The following is a 19618-nucleotide window of genomic DNA, read 5'->3' as shown; positions in this document are numbered from 1 at the left end:
TTACGGTTCTTTTGAAAATAAATTATTGCTATTTAATAATGGGCTCAAAGATTTGTCAATACCAACTCGGAATTTGTAGATATTTCTCGGGAAATGGTCAAATTTAGATGAAGAGGCTGGTAAATTGTCACATGTATCGGGTATCACTACATCAGTTTTTTACTTTTTTCTATCAATACACAAGAAATGTAGATGGTCCGTATCGCGTATCGATATATTCTCTGGATATATGATGAACAAGCCAAGTTAGAGATATTTAGAAATACATATCGCCACGCGATACGAAACAAAAAATAATGGCTACATTATTTTCGAAATAGGGAGAATAGCCCCTCCCATTTACTTTTAGGTTTTTGTATCACTTCTTCTAAACGTTTATTAAAATCATTTTGCAAGCGCCATTCTCTTGTTTGTTCGTCCCTCAACTTTTGCATTTCTTGTTGTAAGAGTTCACTTTTTTCTTTTTCTTGTTCCAGCAACGTTTCGTAATGGTTTTTTTGCTGTTCTGTTAATCTTTCTATCCGAGCATTCGTTTTTTGCGCTGCATTTCCAATAGCGGAACTTATCACATGATGATCTTGCTGAAGCCGGGAAACGGTTACTTTTAGCTGCGACATATCGTTTGTCAGTTGAACGTTCATTTCACGTGCCGCTGCAAGTTCATTGGCTAAAACCATCAGGACCTCTTTTAACTGATTGGGGTCTTGAGGTAGATTTGCATATGTATCGGGTATCGCTACATCTGTTTCATTAGATTCTCTTAATTTTTCTTCTTGTTGATACACAAGATCTTTTGCCGTATCGTCCAACGGTTTCCCTGTATCGCGCAGCGCTATAAGCGCTGCGATGTCAGCTTGAACAAAGATACGCCGATCTCCGTCTTTTAAAAACTCGTAGCCGTTCCGCTCTAAAATTTGTCCATACTTTCGGACAGTGGGAGTCGCAATCCCTACTTCTTCCGCTACTTCCTTGGAGGAGAAAGCTCGTTCATTGGGTTGTATATCACGTCGCATATCGGACCTCCTTTTTAATTCAATAGTAAGGTATTAGGATTTATTTGCAAGTTATATCGCCTAACGATACGAACTATAAAAAATCAATTAGCTGCCTCATTAAAGGATTCGACTAAACATTCCTTGTTTGTGTTCTTTTTTCCAAAAAATCTCTTGCTAGCATGTTAAGGAAATTCCCGTTGGGTAGAGCCGGGATTTCTTTTGGGTCAGATAATCAACCAATTAAAAAACCGCCAAATAAAATATTGGCGGCTCTTGGATTCATTTAAACATTCAATATTAAAATCTATGCGGATTTTGCTTCAAGCTGTCTGCTCGGGGAGTTCCAAATCTCTGCCCATTTTTTCACAGCGGCCACCAAAATAATGACACCAAGGACAAGCATGATCACAGAGAGAATCGCATTCAATACGTTGTAGCCTGGATTTGCTGGGTTTAAATAAACATTTTTGACCATCCAGTATCCCGCATAATTGACCGTTACAAATAGATAGCCAAGCGGAATAAGACATGTCAGCATATATCTTCTTTTATCCGCCATTTTTAATATAACTGTGGCACCAATAATCAACCCAATAGATGCCATCAGCTGGTTCGATACACCGAATAGCGCCCATACCGATCCAATATCCCCAGAATAAAGAAGGTATCCCCACATAAAGCATGCAAGGGCACTGGCGATAATAGAACCGGGAACCCAATCCGTTTTCTTCATCGGCTTATAATAATCACCAAAGAAATCCTGGATCAGATAACGGGCAACACGAGTTCCTGCATCAATCGCTGTTAAAATAAACACAGCTTCAAACATGATCACAAACTGAAAGAAATAGGCTGAAAGTTTAGCGAACCATGGAATTTCAGTAAAGATGTAAGTCATCCCAACAGCAAGCGTTACGGCTCCACCAGTTCTACCCTCTAGATCCAAACCGATCTCACGGCTGAGTTCAGGGAGATGGACGACATCCATTCCTAATGTTTTAAATACCTCAGGTGTTGAATTAATGGCAAAATAGTCAGCCGGCTGAAGAGCAGTCGCTGCAATTAATGCCATTATAGCAACGAGGCATTCAACCAGCATTCCGCCAAATCCAACAACCTTAATATCCGACCATTTATCAAGCATCTTTGGAGTAGTACCTGATCCAACAAATGCATGGAAGCCTGATATCGCACCACAGGCAATAGTAATTGAGATGAACGGCCAGACTGGTCCAGCTAAAATTGGACCGCCGCCATCAACAAATTTTGTAAAAGCAGGAAATTCGATCGATGGATTAATGATAAAGACACCGACGATCAAGGCAATAAATACACCTATTTTCATAAAGCTGCTCAAGTAATCCCTTGGGGCGAGCAAAAGCCAGACCGGCAGCGCTGCCGCAAAGAAAGCATAAATAGGCAAGATGATGGCCAAGGTTTTTGAATCAAGAGTCAGCCAATCACCAAGAACTGTCCCTTGTATCTGAGGTCCCATAAAGACACCTACCATGAGTAAAATAAACCCAACTGTTGAAGTTAATTTTAAATTGCCTGTTTTTTTGTAAAAGATACCTACTCCCATTGCGATTGGAATGGTGATGCCTACCGCAAATGTACCCCATGGGTTTTTTTCAAGCGCATGGAGTACAACCATTGACAGTCCCGCCATCGTAATAGTAATGATAAACAGCATCGCAAGACCTGTACAAAAACCAGCTACAGGACCTAATTCATCTTTTGCGACCTCCGAAAGCGATTTCCCTTTTTTACGCATGGAGGCAAACAATACAACCGCATCATGGACAGCTCCGCCGATTACTGCACCGATCAACAGCCAGAGCAGCCCTGGAAGATAACCAAACTGAGCTGCTAATATTGGGCCTACTAGTGGTCCAGCAGCGGCAATCGCAGCAAAGTGATGTCCGAATGACACCCATTTATTTGTTGGTACATAATCCTTTCCATCATTTAATTCGTGTGCCGGGGTTGGCTTAGAATCATTTAATTTCATGACTTTCGCAACCATAAATGTTCCATATAATCGATAAGCGATCATTAATATACAAATGGATCCAATTACAATTGAAACCGCATTCATTTTATTCTCCCCCTCTGCTTTTTTATTCTCTGTAACCTACATCTTACTAAATGTAAACGCTAACATAGGGTTTACATTTTAAATTGCAGAAATAGGGGGATGAGTGACAAAAATCTACTGCTGAAATACAGCGATTAAAAGTCAAAATGCTCTTTAAGATCCTTTGTAAATGTTCGGCTTACGGGAATTTTCTCCCCATCCTTCATGATTAGGTTATAGGTGGAGTGAAACCAAGGCTGGATTTCCACAATTTTATCCAAATTGACTAAATACCCACGATGCACTCTAACGATAGATTTCTGATGAAGCTTTCTCTCATACGTAATCAACGGTTCATTTAACTGGTATCTTTGGTTATCTGTCACAATAACCGTTCTTCCTTCAATTGTTCCTATATATACAATTTCATGGACAGGGATCAAAACGATTCGTTCATCAACTGTTACCGCCAATTTATCATTCCGTTTATCAGTGGAAAGCCTTAAATCCCGTGAAGAACCGTTTCTATTTTCTTTGCCCTGTAGCACTTTTGCCAATTTTTCTACCGTTTGAAGGACTCTGGTCTCTTCAAAAGGCTTCATAATATAATCAATGGCTTGCAGTTCAAATGCCTTTAGTGCGTATTCATCATACGCGGTTGCAAACACAATTTCCGGGCGTGGATCGAGACCCATTATTCTTTCCGCTAAATCCAAACCGCTTTCATCAGCCAGTTGAATATCCAAAAAGATCACATCGATCTGTAATCCTTGGATTTGGCTCAATGAACTTTCAATAGAGTCACCTTCACCTGCTATCTCCACTTGCTTGCTTCTTTTTAGCAGAAACGCCAGTTCATCTCTGGCTAACGGCTCATCATCCACGATGAATGCCTTAAACATATTCGTCACCCCACTTGTTTTGGGTTAGAGGCAGGATCATGGTAACCTTTGTACCTGAATCTTGTTCACTTTCGATCAAAAAGGAACCTTCCATACCGTATATCTCTTTCATGCGCTTTTGAATGTTCCATAAAGCGGTCCCGGTCCCTTCTTCGGATTGAACCGTTTCCGTTCCGATGGATTGCATCAGGGAGGCCGGAATTCCTTTACCATTATCCTCCGTTATCAAGATCATTTTATTGTTATGTGTATAAGCTGTAACCGTTACTCTTCCTTTTTTTATATTCAAAAACGCATGGCGTATCGCATTTTCCACTAAGGGCTGAAGTGTAAACGGCGGAACGAGTACCTTGTTGAGTTCTGGTTGAATATCAAAATCCACCTGGTACTTTCCCGGAAAACGAGCTTGCTCTAACGATAGGTAAGCCTCAACGTGTTCGATCTCCTTTTCTAGCGGAATCAGCAAATTCTTTGCACCCTGCAGGTTACTGCGAAAGAACACACTTAATTGGATGAGCAGCTTTCTCGCTTTTGGTGCATCTGTCCGGACAAGGCTTGAAATGGTATTGATGGCATTAAACAAAAAATGCGGGTGAACCTGTGCCTGCAAAGCTTTAATTTCTGCATCCTTCAATAATTTTCGCTGACGCTCTGCCTCCGCCAGTTCCAGCTGTGTGGAAAAGAGCCGGCTCAAGCCTTCCGCAAGCTCGTACTCCACCTGGTCCAGCTTATTTTGGTCTACAAAATAAAGCTTCAGTGTCCCAACCGTTTCGCGGTGAACCTGTAAAGGAACGACGATCGCCGCTTGCAAAGGGCAATTTTCACGATAACATTGTATTTCATCTGTTGACCTGGCGATCAAAATTTTCCCATGGTTGAGCACTTTCTTCGTTAACACGGTTGCCATGTGGAGTCCGGATTTATGATGGTCTGAGGCTACACCGGCATGTGCAAGTACCTGTTCCTTATTTGTTATCGATATAGCATCCGCTTTTGTTCCTTCTAAAATAATTTTAGCAGCCTCACCGCAAGAATGTGTGGTTAGACCCTGGCGAAAAAAGGGCAGGGTCTGCTGAGCAATCTGAAGAGCATTGTGAGTTTGAAGCGCCCGTGTACGCTCTTCTTCCATTAAAATACTTTGGATGATCAATATAAAGATCAGCGTGCCGAGCCCATTGATGGAAATCATGGGAACCGCGATCACCTCGACAAGATGGTAAGCCGCTTCAAACGGTCGTGCAATGAGCAATATAACCGCCATTTGGATGCTTTCCATTAGAATTCCTATCGCGACTGCTCCCCAAGGAGAGTTGTTCCTAGCTATTATTCCATAACGCCGGCCAAGAAAACCTGTTATGAATCCAGCCATTATAGTCGAGACCGCACATGCTTCTGCAGTAAATCCCCCCAGCGTCAAACGATGTATACCTGCAATTAATCCCACACCTAATCCGACAATCGGCCCGCCCAACAAACCGCCGATTGCAACCCCCATAATGCGGGTGTTGGCGATCGCCGCATCATAATCCACATCCGCCTGCCAGGTCTGAGACATAATGGTCCCATCGTGTATTTCAACACCGGTATAGTTGCTAATGATTCCGAAAGCGCCAAAAATGCCGATCAGAATCATTTTCTCTTTTCTACCATGCTCCTGATGAACAATTTGGCGGAATGACCTCATCCTAGAAAGCAAGAAAGCCACCATAACGAGAACGCCCGCCCGCTCAAGCATTAAAAGCAACAGCTCAAACAATTTAACCCCCTCCTTCTGAAAAACACCTTGTGGGTGTCTACCTTAAAAAAATCCTAATGCTATATATAGTATTTGTCCATTTAAGAAGACTTACCGTTTTCACCTAAAAAGGGTTTATTTTCAAAGATAAATCTATTTATCATTCGTCCATTCGGATACTAATTAGTTTACGTCGTCGGAAGTAGCAGCATTGATGACTTACACCATTTCACTGATACGCATAAGATCAGGAAATACAAGCAGCCTAATTAAAATGTCCATCTATTAACTTTTTACTATAAAAGTATTAATAATTCTACGCTTGTCCATTTCGGGCACCATTCGTGATTAATATATTATATTATGTTGCAAAAAGAGGGGGTGAACAAAATGGCTGATCTAACACCAACACCAACACCATGCAGCTGCAATGACCCAGGAGATAATCAATTACTTTGCGTTGCTATCCCTGGTGGTATTGAGATTAACCTTCTTGGCTTAGATATCAATATCGGTCCAATCTGTATAAACACTGAAACAACTGGGACTGGTGCACGTAATGCACAAGCCCAGCTAGGAGCTCTCCAAGGGTTACTTGGTTTTTTAGGTACCCAACTTTAATTTCACTCTAAGGAAAGAAGGGGTTTCCCTTCTTTCTTTCATTTTTGGTACACTTACCGCTTACATCCTAAAAAAGATTTTATTTTAATGATGAATCTATTTATCAATGATACAAAATCCTCTTTATAACCCTTGTAAGTTGGTAGCTCTTGCATATCAACCATCACATGTTTTCGCTTGAATCCTCTTATTAATAACTTTACAGAACATTTTCAAACCTTTATGGTAACCACACAGTCCATTAGGTATTAACCTACATATTGTACATAGAAATCACCTACTGTTTTAGAGGTTTTAAGCAATGGAGGTATGTGTATGACAAATTTTTATTCTTTCCGTGGAACTATCAACATGATTAGTGATATTTATACTGGTCAAGATGGTGAAGGAGAAGGCTGTTATAAATTAATATCTATTGAAAACGGATCGGGAGCATTAGTAAATTTTGTAGTATCACCTTCAACTTACTTTGTAGATCATGTAATGGTGGAAATAGGAGATCGCGTAACTGGATATTATGATGGGAATGCACCTGCTCTACTTATTTACCCTCCACAATATCAAGCACTTGTCATGGTAAAAGATAGTCCATATCAGAATGTAAAAGTAGATTATTTTAATAATCAGTTGGAGAGTAGTGATGGACAATTAGAATTAAATATCTCTCCATATACTCGGATAGTATTAACTAATGGGCAAGCCTTTTCAAGAAGACCTGATAACCGTGATCTAATTGTGATATATGGGGCTGTCACACAAAGTATCCCCGCCCAAACCACACCATATAGAATAATAGTTTTATGTTAATCACACAAAAAACTGGTCCATATTGGCGAGTTAGCTGTATCGTCTAAGTGCTTGTCCATATCGCGTAACGATATAAGCGCTACGATGTCAGATTGAAATATCATATTTTCGCCCAGGTCGAACCTTTTATTTGTTCAATATGAGGTTTTCACATTTATTCCCAAGTTATATCGCCCAGCGATACGAAGCAAAAAAAGCCAATTAGACGCTTCTTAGGTTAAATGCCCTTTAAAAAAACAAAACTACTTCCGTGCTGGGAGATATAGCCTTTTCATTATTCACTATTTTCTAAAGCGTAAGAGACAGATATAATAGATGAGTGGGAAATTCCCTTCAATAAGCTTTTAAAAAATAGATAAGATAATACCATTAAAAGAAAGAGGTTATTTTGTGAATACTACATTCTCAACGATAGAAACGAATAAATCCAAAGCATTAGTCATCAATGCACTTTTCGTTGCATTGACTCTTGTAGCTACCATGTTCATCAACCTAAAGCTCCCGATAATGGGTAACGGCGGCCTGATCCATCTGGGGAACGTTCCTCTATTTATAGCAGCATTTGTTTTTGGCAGAAAAACAGGTGCTATTGCCGGCGCTTTCGGAATGGGCTTGTTTGATCTTATCTCAGGTTGGACAGTTTGGGCGCCATTTACCTTCTTCATAGTTGGTGCAATGGGCTATGTAGCAGGTCTTATATCCGAAAAAGTCCCAGGCAAAAGAGCCATTGTCTACTCAATGGCAGTTGCGGTTGCCCTTGTTATTAAAATTGTAGGCTACTATTTTGCTGAAGTTATCCTTTATAGCAACTGGATACAGCCATTCGGATCAATTCCTGGTAACGTAATGCAGGTCGTAATAGCTGGTATCATTGTCGTACCACTTGTAGCACGCATTAAGAAGAGAGTTATATAAAGATAGAATTTACTTTTGCATTTACTTTTGCATTCTGCTTATTTTTAGATTTACCCCTATAAAGCATCGCCTTTTAAAAAAGGCTACATTATAGGGGTTTTTTTGTGACCTTTGGGAATAGCCAGACTATTTATGGACCTTGAAACCTTTTAAAACAAATTACGACTTACTTTATAAGTTGAATTCTAGGGGTGTAAAAATGAAAAAGGGATTTATTATTTTTTCTATAGTCGTCTGTTCAATCTTATTTTCAGGGTGTAACATTTACTCAGAAACAAACGGAACTGCCCATAAAAAAAGCGCTCAAGAAACATTAGAAAAACTAAAAGTAACAGGTGAAGTAAATAAGACCTTTTATGAAGAAAAGGAAATAAAAATCGCTCGAGATGCTATACAATCTGCTGATAAGATACTTGGCATTTTAGATGTGGCGAAAAATAATTTTGAAATTAGCCTCATTGATTCAGAAGGCAATAAAGAAACCTATTTTCTCTGGTTAAGAAAAGATCACAGTGGTGGAATGATTATGAATATCGAGGATACTCATACGGGTTATACACTACAAGAGAAAGATGTCGCCAAGTTAAAAGACTTGTTAAATATGTAAATCGACCTTCTCAATATCGAGGAGGTTTTTTTCTGCGGAATATCCCCATGACACTTAACTTCTTCTAAATGTTAAAATAAATAATACTTCAAAAGGTTGAGAATGACCGCCTTTAAAATCGCAGCAACGTAGGAGTGTTTAGAACATGAACAAAAAAGACGTAGCACAGATTCGAAAGCAATTTAAAAAAGATAATGATTTACTTAAAATCTCCACTATTTTTAACGTCTATATTACGAAGGAATCGAGTGATATTTATCATCACGCGAGTCAGCCTTTCGAAATGCTGGATCCAGAACAACAAGAACTGTTTTTAAATAACTTTAAAAAATTACTTGGCGGAAATCTAGATGAAAAGCTCTTTGAATTAAAGTTTCAAAAGAATGCAGAAAACAACAGCCAGCTCATTTTGCATCAAGGTATGCTGAGCAGTGATGTGGAAGACTGGAAAGAGCGCATGCTTCAAATGGTAGGCAAAATGCTTTTAAACCGACAATACGAAAAAGATATTGTTATTACCTTTATTAAGGGAGAATACTATAAACCCACAAAACGCAAAAATGAAGAGGCTGAAGTAAGTGAACGAGATGCCGTCTACTCCTTCCCCTTTATTTTGTGCAGCATAAACAATACACAAGAACCGAAAAAAGAACTTCTCTTTGATTATATTGAAAAAGAATTCAAGTACAATTTTGTCGTCGATCCTATCATCAACCTGAATGCGCCAATCGGTGGGTTTCTTTTTCCTTGTTTCAGTGATAATGCAGCAGATGTTAACCACATTCTCTATTCAGCAGGAAAAGTACATGAGCCCGATTATGATTTCATTGAGCAAGTTTTAAATGGCGAAGATATCATGACGGCAAAAGACGATAAGATCGTATTTGAAGAAATCATCAAAGACGTTACAGGAGATCAGTTGAATACATCCACTCTCTCCAATGTGTATGAAGAGATTAACCGAATGATCGAGGAAAATGAAGAAGAAGAACATCCTAGATTAGACTCAAAAGACGTTGAACGAGTATTAATGGCGAGCGGTGTTGAAGATGTGAGTCCGGAAAAAGTAGAAACAGCTTTCCAAAAAGTGATTGATGATAATAAGTATGAGTTTAAAGCGAGCAGCGTCGTGCCGAAGTATAATTCCAAATCTATTAAAATCAATACAAAAGTAGCTAACATTTCGATCAGCCCGCAAGATTTAAGATACGTTAAGCAAGTACATCTTAGCGGTAAACGTTACCTCATGATTGAAGTGGAAGAAGATACGGTGATTGAAGGGTTTACGATGATTCCAGAGGCTTTTGGTGAAAAAGTAGAAAAGTAATCTTCTTAGGAGTGATTGATTTTCGTTACAGGTTACTCGCTTTCCGCGGGGCATGCGGTGAGCCCCCTCAGAACTCTGCTCTTACGGTCTCTCACCTGTTCCGCTGCTGTTTAAAGAACGCACGTGGTCGGCTACCTTGCACTCCAATCAACTTGGCAATGAAGTACAACTTAATAAACCAAAAGCAACAAGAGATACAAAAAAAGCTTCTCACAAGTTTTTCAACTTATGAGAAGCTTCTTTTAAAGTTTCCTAGGTTAGCAAAATTTTAGCATTTCACTCTCACCTTACTCTATGATAATAATAATCTTTATAAGCATTTTCACTATCAACAATTTCATCATCAAAAGCTATATTATTTTTCTCAGACCAATAATGTTTACTTTCAACCACAAACACCAAATCACAAAATGGGTTTGTAAAATTGGGAAAGGCATTACCACTTACCCAGAAGTTAATTTGTCCCGGTCCCGTCCTCATTTGAGTGATAGGACATGTTGAATGTAAAATTGTTTATTCCAAATATAAGGGTCTTGATTATGCTTAGGCTCATCAAAATGGACAATGATTCCATTAAAGTTGGAGATTTTCCTTTTTGGTAAACTAAATAACCTGCTGGTATTGACAATTTCCTCTCTCACTATCAAAACATTGATTTTGTATTTAATTAAACAATAATGTCCCTTTTAATTATTTTCCTTTTTAATTTCTTGGCATTCAGTTGAAGGAAATTAATTTATTCAGTTGGTTTTTCATTAAAAATTAGTATGTTTCTCCCAATTTAATCAACTAATTTAAATCGTATTCCCATAAACCCAGTTTTCCTTTTGCTGGTATAAAATTGATTAACATTTCCTTATTGGAAACTTCCCAAACATAGTTCCCTACTCTAAAATCCCCTAATAAATAATCATTACCCCGGACTATACGTCCATCCTCCAATACTGCATATCCCTGGGCGTCTTCTGTTACCTTTAAACAATTAATTAGGTTACATACACCAATAATCATACCTTTAGGTAGATTCTCTTTGTTGAATCCGTGTTCACTAAGAAGGTGCTGAATATACACATTATTTAAAACACTGTTATCTGCCTTTTTACTTGTATGGATGGCTAAAGAACCACGATAGTTAGTTTTCCATGTCCTTGTCTCATATTGAGCTTCATTTAAGATGAAAAGGGTGGCCCAAGGTTGAATCATTGAAAGCACCTTCATTTGAGAAATGCTCCTTTTAAAAATTTTTCAACAGTTTGTTATTTTCATGAGCTAATTTTATCCCGCTGCATTAGATTTTATACAATATCAACATAAAATTTAATTTGCAGCTTTTTTTATTAATCCGCAATTAATAATTTCCCATACATATAAAGATGATATAGTTCCATATGGTTCAAAAAGAATTGATTTTTGTTGTAATAGGATCTTCCCATCTGCTTCTTGTTCATATATAGCCATTTTGCAGCACGTTGAAGTTCAATATCGCCGAGAGATAAAACATCCATTCTCTTAAGGGAGAATATTCTGTGTGCCTGTTACTCCCCGAAAAATCTTGTTCCACAATTTGCTTCATAAACACAAAAAAGACTACCTCCAATTTAGGAAGTAGTCTTCTTCAGAAATGGTACTTAGATGTAAAGTGCCTTGGGGGCAGATTACATCATGCCGCCCCTAAGGTGAGAGTGTGTAATATCTTACTCGCAGTGTGCAAATAGTGCGGTATATCTAGGTTTTGTTAATTTTTGTATGTAATATCTTTAACGGGATTTTACCTTTTTTCACTGGATTGCGTTAGCAAATTGTTAGCAAAATCATAACGGATAGTTTAACCCTTCTGTTCACACACTCGACATGGCTTGGATGGTGATCACAGTTAGAATGGTATAGTGATGTTCATTAATAGCATAATAGTCGTAAAATGTGGAAGCGGAAGTATGGCTATCAAATTACTTTCAGGATATCAATAACATATAAGAAAACATACCAAAATAATTTAGAAGTATTTCCTTTAGTTAATACACCTTGTTACTTGAACTATTTTCTTTAAATATTGCTTAGTAAGCTTAGCTTCTGTTAAGCCTTCAAAATAGATAATGTATTTTAAGATAGAGACTTGTCCGCAGTTCTCTGTTATTTTCTTATAAAAATCGATTACATCCTTTTTGTACCTTTCATGGATGAGTGCTTTTTCCGCATACATTCCTAATTGAATTAACTTAAGTGTTATGTTTTCAAAGGATAGACTATTACAAATCTCAATTCCATCATCTAAGTATTTTAAGCCTACCTTTTGTTTTCCTCGCCTTGCAGAATACAAACCCATAAACCAAAATATAAACTGGATTGGATGAGGAGACTCTTGACTTTTTTGAAGGCTTTCAACTGTAACGTGGGCATTATTTAATGCTTGGAACATATTATCCGCTAATTCATCCTGCCCATCTTCCTTTGCAAATGCCATTATTTTTATATAGTAAAGATATTTAAAAATCACCTTCGTCATATCCTGTGCCTTTAAATAATCAAATAACTCGCTGAAATTCTCCTCAATAAACTCTAAATGACACGCCTTAAATAAGTACTGTAAAGCACTCGCAAACTGTTTCCCTTCACAATATGCCATCGTTTTATAAATATACTGCCTATCAATATCTTTATCTAGAGTAAAGTGAGATAATGCTCGGTCAAAGTCTTTAATCGCTAGTGCTAAGTAGTCTGGATCCTCGTGAATAAGCATTGTATACCCCTGTCCGCGAGTTCCATAGTTCTTCCCTAAATACTCATACTTAGTCTCGCCCATTGTTTCATCCTCATCTAACAAACTGATCATTTCTAACGTTTCCTCTAGAACATCAATACCCTTTGTTAGGTTGTCAATGGATCCAAAGACGTTAAGCATATTCTTTTCATGTATTCCTCTGCGGATTTTATACATATTAAAGTATTTTAGCCTAATCATTATGTCGTTCACATGCTGCAACTGCTCTTGAGCTAGTTTGTCCTGAATGTCACCATCCACACTACCCTCATGTGTATAAATCGTATAAAGATATAAAATTATATCTAGCTTAAATTCCGAACTACAAATAGAATATTTATCTAGTAACGGAAATAATTCATCCTGGATCTTCTTTAATACAGGTTTCACATATTCATATTTTCTATCAATTTTAATTAACGTATCAAATTTAGTAGAAATGCCTGATAATTGAATTCCCCTACTATGATCATCTAGCTGTTCAAGTCGCTTTAAGACAACATCCAAGTAATATCCTCTATTTTGTAATTCATTATTATTGTAAATTTCATAGAGCGCATCTGTTATATTTCCTTCTCCAAGCAATTTGTACAATTCCTTTTCCACCGAACTTTCAAAAAAGGAAAATAAATATTCTTGCTTGTACATACTTTTTATAACTTCCCGGTCACAATCAGTGAATTTTGAAGACGTTCTCGTTAAATACGTATTGCACACTCCATCTGCTAGCATAAGTCTTGAGCTTGTACGAGCATCATCAAACTTAATTGTATACTTCCATTTACTAGTGAGGGATTTTCTAGCTAATCCAACAATTACTCGTTCACGAAGTCTTTTTTTATATTGTTCAGGAGAAATAATACCATAGCCATTATTTATATTTTTTCTCGTAGCAACCATAATCGAAAGCTCAAAGCGTCGATAAACAGCTGCGAGCTGTAAAAGAAGCTGAATAATCCCTTCTGCTAGAACGTTTAAGTACGTCGTATCACTATCAATTATTTGGACTCTCTCTTGATTTTGAAAAACTACAAAGCTACCTTTTTTCTCTTGAACACCTTTTAATATATTTAATGTATAATCGGCTGGTTCATCCGTAAAATGCACATACGGTTTCCCCAGCATTTTTCTAGCAATGCCTTCATCAATTATCCCCACAGGAATCAACACTCCACCAACAAGGGAGGGGTTTAATCTTGTGTTGGCATCACTAACAAAGTCACCACTCTCATCCAGCCATAGTTCTAAGCGCAAATGTTATTCCTCCCTTTAAAACATAAATGGATCTTCCTCTTCTTCATAATGAATATTGTTGCAGACAGGACATTTCACATACCAAGGATAGTCATCATGTTCTTCCTTATGGTAATTAACAATGTGCTTTACTAACTTGTGTCCACTTTCCTTACAGTGATTACGAACCCAGAATTCACTACAGTCGTTACAAGTAATGTAGTACTTATAATTGTTTGGAGAAATTTCTCTTCGTTCAATTAACGTATTCGTGCTACCACAGTCCCAACAAATAGATGGCGTCATATGCTCTATAAAATGATACTCTAACAGCATTTTGACAAAAGTTTTTAAATTTTCCGTCTCTCCAGGAATGCAGGAAAATCCTCCATACATATGTCTTGGATTCCGATTAAAATGTGTATGGATTGGTGCTGGTAATTGAAACGCAATTGGATCATAACTAAACGGAACCGAATAAGGATCGTACACATCATGAAGACTTGAATCTGCTATATCATTATGAAAGCCCCCGAAAAAATTATACTTATTGTTTGTATCTGTATGAATCAAAAATGCTGCACTTGATGGTTGTCCTTTTTTACGATATTGATTTAAGTACTTTCCAATCGCAACTTCGTTAATATCATAGTAGAAGCTATCTAGTTGATTCTGTTCTTCATAATTTCTATATTTTGCATCAAGGTAAAACCACTTAGAATAAACCTTTGTTTCTTGATCCTCTTTAGAGAGTTTCGCATACAGCTTCACTTCAAAAGCATAATCTGGTTTTAACCCACTTATCTTTCTGTTATAATGAACATCCATCACTATTTTCTCAATGTGTATTGGAGCAGTATGCTGTTCTGCAATATCATTATTCAACCTAAAGTGATTCCCATTATGCTGAAGCGAAAAAGTGCAACCTTCAAGACTCCAAGATGTCTTGTCCTTGACTAGAATATCAATAGCTTCCTTAATTGAATATCCACTTGTAAAAGTCCATCCAGTATTTTTCAGATTCAATAATAGATGAATAAGTATCCAATATTCATAAAGCTCATCTGTCTTTTTCACCAAAATATCCTCTTCATTAAAGTCAGATGTAAATTCGTATCTTTTATCTAAGCTTCGTAAGTTTCCCCATATTCTTGAGTAGTAACGATCATTAATAAATACCTGTGTTAGCCGCCAAGGAAGCTTTCTTTGAGTGACACCCTTTAAAAACGGTAGTTTTCTAAAATATGTAATCTTATTACTTATTCGTGTAATTTGTTCTTGTAGTTGATTATCTTCTTGTATTACGGATTGATGGTTGTTCTTTTTTTTCCTTAATGTATCTATTTGTTTTAGTGTTTCTGACGTTAAACCTAATGACCCATAATAAGAAAATAGAGAAACCAATTCCTCTAGTTTTCCTTTAAAGTCAGCGGATGACATATCATTAATCCGCTTAAGCTCTACTATTTTCAAGGGATAATCATAAGTATTGTTAAATCTTCCCCCTTCTGTCGGCCTTTCTTTTAAAGGATCACTCTCAGTACTATTATTCTTCTCCACAACAGCATGTATCTCTAATAGGCCTAACGTTGTATTTTCACTAAGAAAATGGTGAAGAAGTAGATGTTGACGATAATCACCCGAGGTTAAATGAATCTCTGCTCTACGCCCCTTTATCGCAATTCGATTATTGGGATTATCCACGAAATAGTAATGTCCTCTATTATAATCTAAGCCCCAGAATCTATGGTCCCTGTCAAAAAATTCGGTCTTATAAGAGGCAACTAATTTGTCATGAAAAAAAGTCATACTCTTATCAATTTGAAAGCTTTTTTTATCAACGTAGATGGTTATCTCTACTGTATTTTGCTTTGAAACAGAGCTTTGTTCATATACTGTCTTCAGGATATCACGGCAAAAGCCCTCTTTGTTATATTGAAAATATCGAATAAACTCCTCAAGTTCATCTAGATCATTTTTCTTATATTGTTTGAGAAGTTTTGTTATTTGTTTGTCGATTTCCCTTTTTCTACTAGTTAATTTATTCTTAAAATGAACATCAGACTCTTCCACATATTTGTTCAACTTTGTAAGTGTATACAGAATCATTTGATTTTCATAAATATCAGTGCTCTCTGTCGCATGAGAGGTTACATATTTATTAGCCCCTTTATTTAACAAAAGATTCATCACCGTTCTACCATTAAACTTCTTAATGTTTCTGAGTGATTTTTTGACATACGATTCTTCTAACTTTACTTTTGGCTGAGCATTGATTTCTTTCATTGGCTTCGTAATGTTGTTTAAAGCTTCTTCAATCTCGTTTAAGGCATGATGCCATGTTGTTTGAATTGATTGCTTTGCTGTATTCTGTGCCATTATAAGTTCTCTACGAATTGCTAATATGTCATCGACCATTTCTTTGAAATTCTCTAGAGATAACGACGATGGTAACACACTAATTTTATAAGGTGAATCATTTATTGGAGTCGAAAGACCTTCTCTATATACATTCAGATAAAAATTCCCTGTGCTGACAGAGCCAAAAACTGCATCCTTTAATTTATTACTATACGTCCATCTGCCTTTATTCTTTATTAAATTGGGCTCATCGAAAAAGATATTATAAGTCGGATCATATTTGAGTTTTTTTTCTCTTTTATCCTTTTTAGGAAAATACTGAATTCGAAAATCTGTAGGCTTCTCGTCTTCACCCATATACACGACGGAAAAAACAAGAACATAAAACCCTTTGTTGTCATTCCCTCGAAAATGACTTTCTGTCACAAAGGTTTTATGACGGTTCTCTAAACCAACGATTAAGGAAGAAAAATCCTCTGGATTAGGAAGAAACTGTACCTCACTATAAGAAAACCTACCTCTTCGCCTCTCAATCTCTTCTTGGTCAAGAACGAATCTTGCCATTTTTGCTACAAGCTTCATAGGCTACCTCCAATAAGTTAAGGTAGTGGTAGTTTCGTCACTTATTTTCATCTTTTCTAGTATGTGCTTAGAGATGTCTGAATCATCACTCGTATTCTTTGACAGCTCTTCCAGTAGCTTGACCACATCCACCTCATAGGAATCGACATTCACCTTAGGTAGAATTAGACACGCATTCATAATATCAAATAATTGGATGGGGGAAACTAGCTCTAAACCTAGTATCTGGCTCACTGTTCTTTCAAAACGATTCGTAAGCTCTATTCCATAGTTTGATAGATTGTTTTTCGTGCGCTGAATGCGAATCTTTTCTCTATCTTCCCACTTACCAGATACAGGCTTTATATCATAAGGAGAAAGAGAAATAAAAGTATTGTACTCACTTTTATCCTTTTGCAATTTTGACTGTGCTGCATCCATTTTCTCCGAGTCAAATGAATTTAATTTAATGAAAAAGCTTCGGTCAACTACCTTTGGACTCAAATCCTTCGTCGTTTCATCCTTGTTAATCGTTCCAATAAAACGGATATTGTTTGGTATCTCTAAGGTGTCTGGATAGCTTTCAAGTAGCCTAAACAGTCTTTTTATCGTAAAATAATTTTCTAATGAAGGGTCACTCGCCTTTGCAAAGTATTCATCAAACTCTATCTCCTTTACTTCTTTTTGGAAATGCGTATATCTTGCCTGTAGCTCTTCTTCCATTTCACTTTTAATATTCGAGCTATAGAGCTGAATTTTGCGATCTGTTTGCAGCTTACTTAAAAACTCCGCAAAATAATATTCAATATGTGCAAGATTCATTTCATCTAAGCAAATAAAGTACAGCTTACCCTTATTCTCTTTAGCTTCTAAAATCGCATCTAAAAAAGGAGTAGATACATATGTCTTTTCAATCGGATTGTAAAAGCCAAGCAGATCACTCTTATCTACCCAATTCGGTTGAATAGGGATAATTCGAAGCTCTGCATTAGTTGCCTTTGCAAATCCTTCTACTAAACTAGTTTTTCCTGTACCAGGACTTCCTGCCAGAACAACTAGTTGTTCCGTACAAATACCAATATAAAACTGAAGCAGAGTATTTAAATCATAAAACAAAGGCTTTTCCTTATTCGAAAGCAAAAACTTCTGCATATAAGTAAGTAGTTCAATTCTATCTGAAAAAGACTTGCCTATCTGCTGTTGTTTAGCCTCCTGTTCACCAGGTTCTTTTGATAAAAATTGATAGAAATTAAGCTGCTCTTTCAACTTCTCCAACTCTTTAATCTCACTTTCAATATCATGTGTTTTTTCCGTTTTATAATCCTCAAGCTCTTTTTCTAGTTTCTTTTTCTCTCTTGTGTACTGTGATCTTAAGACCATTAAACTCTTTTTCTCTTTCTCTATTTCATCAAGTTTTAGCTGCTTTAATTGTTCCAACTCTATTTCCAGGTCCTTTTGATTCTTTTTATGTAACACCATTAATTGCCTTAGCTTCTTCTCTTCCTCTGCTGTCTCTTTCTTTTTTCTGTTTAATTTTTCTGCTATTTCTTCAAACTTTTTCTCAATATCCTCACTCATGTAGTGGATATTTTTTTCTCTATCATAGGAAAAATCGGTAAATAAAAACGAGTCCTCCGCAGGAATATCTAATGCGGCATAGTATTGCCCAACCTCTTTCGCCTTTGAAATAGAACCTCTTTTTATAACAATTGGGTCTTTTCCTTCTGCAATAGGTCCTGAAACAATCTGAAGACTAAAAAACACCACATCGTTTTGTTTTATTTTCTTCCTATGCAACTCCCTAGCTACTGGAGCAGTCCCAATTACCTTTGATAAGAATTGTTTATACTCAAATGGATTCTCTATTCTCTTTAGTTCATTATTTTCATCCAAGCTAACAGGGGAACTGATGACACAAAAGCCTTCGTTCAGAAGACCGACCTTTCCCTGTAAACGTAGCTCGTCATTTCCTACAAGAGTCTTCCAAAACTGTTCTCTTTCTGGAAGGTACTCAAATTTGGTTAAATAATCTGAAAAAAGTATGTACTCCATACGGTACCCCCTACTATGTAATCTTCGGTACATAAGAACCAACAAAATGGCTAATTTTGTATACCTTTTATTTTACAGGAAAAATGAGAGAATCTCTTTAAAAAGTTCAATCTTTTATTATGATAAATCAGAAGCGAATCAACTTCATTATCGCCTCCTTGGGTTTTCCCCTATTGGGAGCCTGCTTCTTTTTTTAAAAAAATCTGCGATACTACCTAAATGTGGCTTGGATGGTGATCGCAGATACATGAATATAAATGATGTTTACTAAGGAGAAAATTTATAAAAAACTGCTCCTGTTAGAACTATTCTTATTGAAATAGTAAGTAATATCCCAAATTTTTTCAGAAAAACTGGTGACATTTCTATGGAAGTATAATAAAAATTGAATATCTTCTGTGAAAATTTGAAGCATTTTAGGAAAAGAGACAATCCTCAACTACAGGATTGTCTCTTTATTTTATTTATCATTGTCAAGACCAAAGAACTCAGATACTTTATCAATGGTGTATTGGCTTCTCAACTTATATGCACTATTCTGGTTTGCTTTTAAGCCCTTTATCCAAAAGGCATCTTCTTTTGGGACAGTCTTTATCCATTCCACTTTAACAATATATTCTCTAATTTCCTTCAGACTCAATAGGTGAGAAAGAAACCTTTTTTATAC

The 19618-nt window shown here is 36.8% G+C and carries 14 protein-coding genes; 5 read left to right on the top strand and 9 right to left on the bottom strand.

Translation table 11 applies throughout. The annotated features are described in order from the left end of the window. Nucleotides 1-305: 305 nt before the first annotated feature. From ACFW35_RS18455 to ACFW35_RS18440, 4 genes are all read right to left on the bottom strand, one after another. The gene (locus ACFW35_RS18455) at nt 306-1013 is read right to left on the bottom strand and encodes a hypothetical protein (RefSeq protein ID WP_379848011.1); all 708 of its coding nucleotides are present in this window, start codon (nt 1011-1013) and stop codon (nt 306-308) included. 286 nt (nt 1014-1299) lie between these two features. Next, nucleotides 1300-3093: a carbon starvation protein CstA gene (gene cstA / locus ACFW35_RS18450; protein WP_379848009.1), complete on the bottom strand. Its 1794-nt coding sequence runs from the start codon at nt 3091-3093 to the stop codon at nt 1300-1302. A gap of 134 nt (nt 3094-3227) precedes the next feature. Further along, complete coding sequence (locus ACFW35_RS18445; protein ID WP_379848007.1) at nt 3228-3974, bottom strand: LytR/AlgR family response regulator transcription factor; 747 nt, start codon at nt 3972-3974, stop codon at nt 3228-3230. Next, nucleotides 3967-5730, bottom strand: a complete 1764-nt coding sequence (locus ACFW35_RS18440; protein WP_379848005.1) for a LytS/YhcK type 5TM receptor domain-containing protein — start codon at nt 5728-5730, stop codon at nt 3967-3969. The genes ACFW35_RS18445 and ACFW35_RS18440 overlap by 8 nt, the downstream gene beginning before the upstream one ends. A gap of 369 nt (nt 5731-6099) precedes the next feature. On the opposite strand from ACFW35_RS18440, the gene ACFW35_RS18435 reads away from it, so the two are divergent. From ACFW35_RS18435 to ACFW35_RS18415, 5 genes are all read left to right on the top strand, one after another. Next, nucleotides 6100-6330 carry a hypothetical protein gene (locus ACFW35_RS18435; RefSeq protein WP_379848003.1) on the top strand — a complete coding sequence of 77 codons (231 nt, stop codon included), beginning with the start codon at nt 6100-6102 and terminating at the stop codon, nt 6328-6330. Nucleotides 6331-6645: 315 nt separating this feature from the next. Beyond that, entirely contained in the window at nt 6646-7137 is a 492-nt protein-coding gene (locus ACFW35_RS18430) for a hypothetical protein (protein WP_379848001.1), read from the top strand. A 390-nt stretch (nt 7138-7527) separates the two neighbouring features. Continuing rightward, nucleotides 7528-8052, top strand: coding sequence for an ECF transporter S component (locus ACFW35_RS18425; RefSeq protein ID WP_379847999.1), 525 nt, complete (start codon nt 7528-7530; stop codon nt 8050-8052). 199 nt (nt 8053-8251) lie between these two features. Next, nucleotides 8252-8659 carry a hypothetical protein gene (locus tag ACFW35_RS18420; RefSeq protein WP_379847997.1) on the top strand — a complete coding sequence of 136 codons (408 nt, stop codon included), beginning with the start codon at nt 8252-8254 and terminating at the stop codon, nt 8657-8659. 145 nt (nt 8660-8804) lie between these two features. Then, entirely contained in the window at nt 8805-9986 is a 1182-nt protein-coding gene (locus ACFW35_RS18415) for a DUF4317 domain-containing protein (RefSeq protein ID WP_379847995.1), read from the top strand. 789 nt (nt 9987-10775) lie between these two features. Here ACFW35_RS18415 and ACFW35_RS18410 read toward each other — a convergent pair. The 5 genes from ACFW35_RS18410 to ACFW35_RS18390 all read right to left on the bottom strand — a co-directional run bounded on the left by ACFW35_RS18410 (nt 10776) and on the right by ACFW35_RS18390 (nt 18792). Then, nucleotides 10776-11204, bottom strand: a complete 429-nt coding sequence (locus ACFW35_RS18410) for an ASCH domain-containing protein (protein WP_379847993.1) — start codon at nt 11202-11204, stop codon at nt 10776-10778. A 119-nt stretch (nt 11205-11323) separates the two neighbouring features. Beyond that, entirely contained in the window at nt 11324-11491 is a 168-nt protein-coding gene (locus ACFW35_RS18405) for a hypothetical protein (protein WP_379847991.1), read from the bottom strand. A gap of 503 nt (nt 11492-11994) precedes the next feature. Next, nucleotides 11995-13998 carry a hypothetical protein gene (locus ACFW35_RS18400; protein ID WP_379847989.1) on the bottom strand — a complete coding sequence of 668 codons (2004 nt, stop codon included), beginning with the start codon at nt 13996-13998 and terminating at the stop codon, nt 11995-11997. Between the two features lie 15 nt (nt 13999-14013). Next, a complete protein-coding gene (locus ACFW35_RS18395; protein ID WP_379847987.1) occupies nt 14014-16920 on the bottom strand; it encodes a hypothetical protein in 2907 nt (968 codons plus the stop codon). A gap of 3 nt (nt 16921-16923) precedes the next feature. After that, nucleotides 16924-18792, bottom strand: a complete 1869-nt coding sequence (locus ACFW35_RS18390) for an AAA family ATPase (RefSeq protein ID WP_379847985.1) — start codon at nt 18790-18792, stop codon at nt 16924-16926. Nucleotides 18793-19618: the final 826 nt, after the last annotated feature.

This window comes from Fictibacillus sp. NPDC058756, from assembly GCF_042746035.1.
GTDB lineage: Bacteria > Bacillota > Bacilli > Bacillales > Fictibacillaceae > Fictibacillus.
This window is presented reverse-complemented; position numbering and strand designations above follow the sequence as displayed.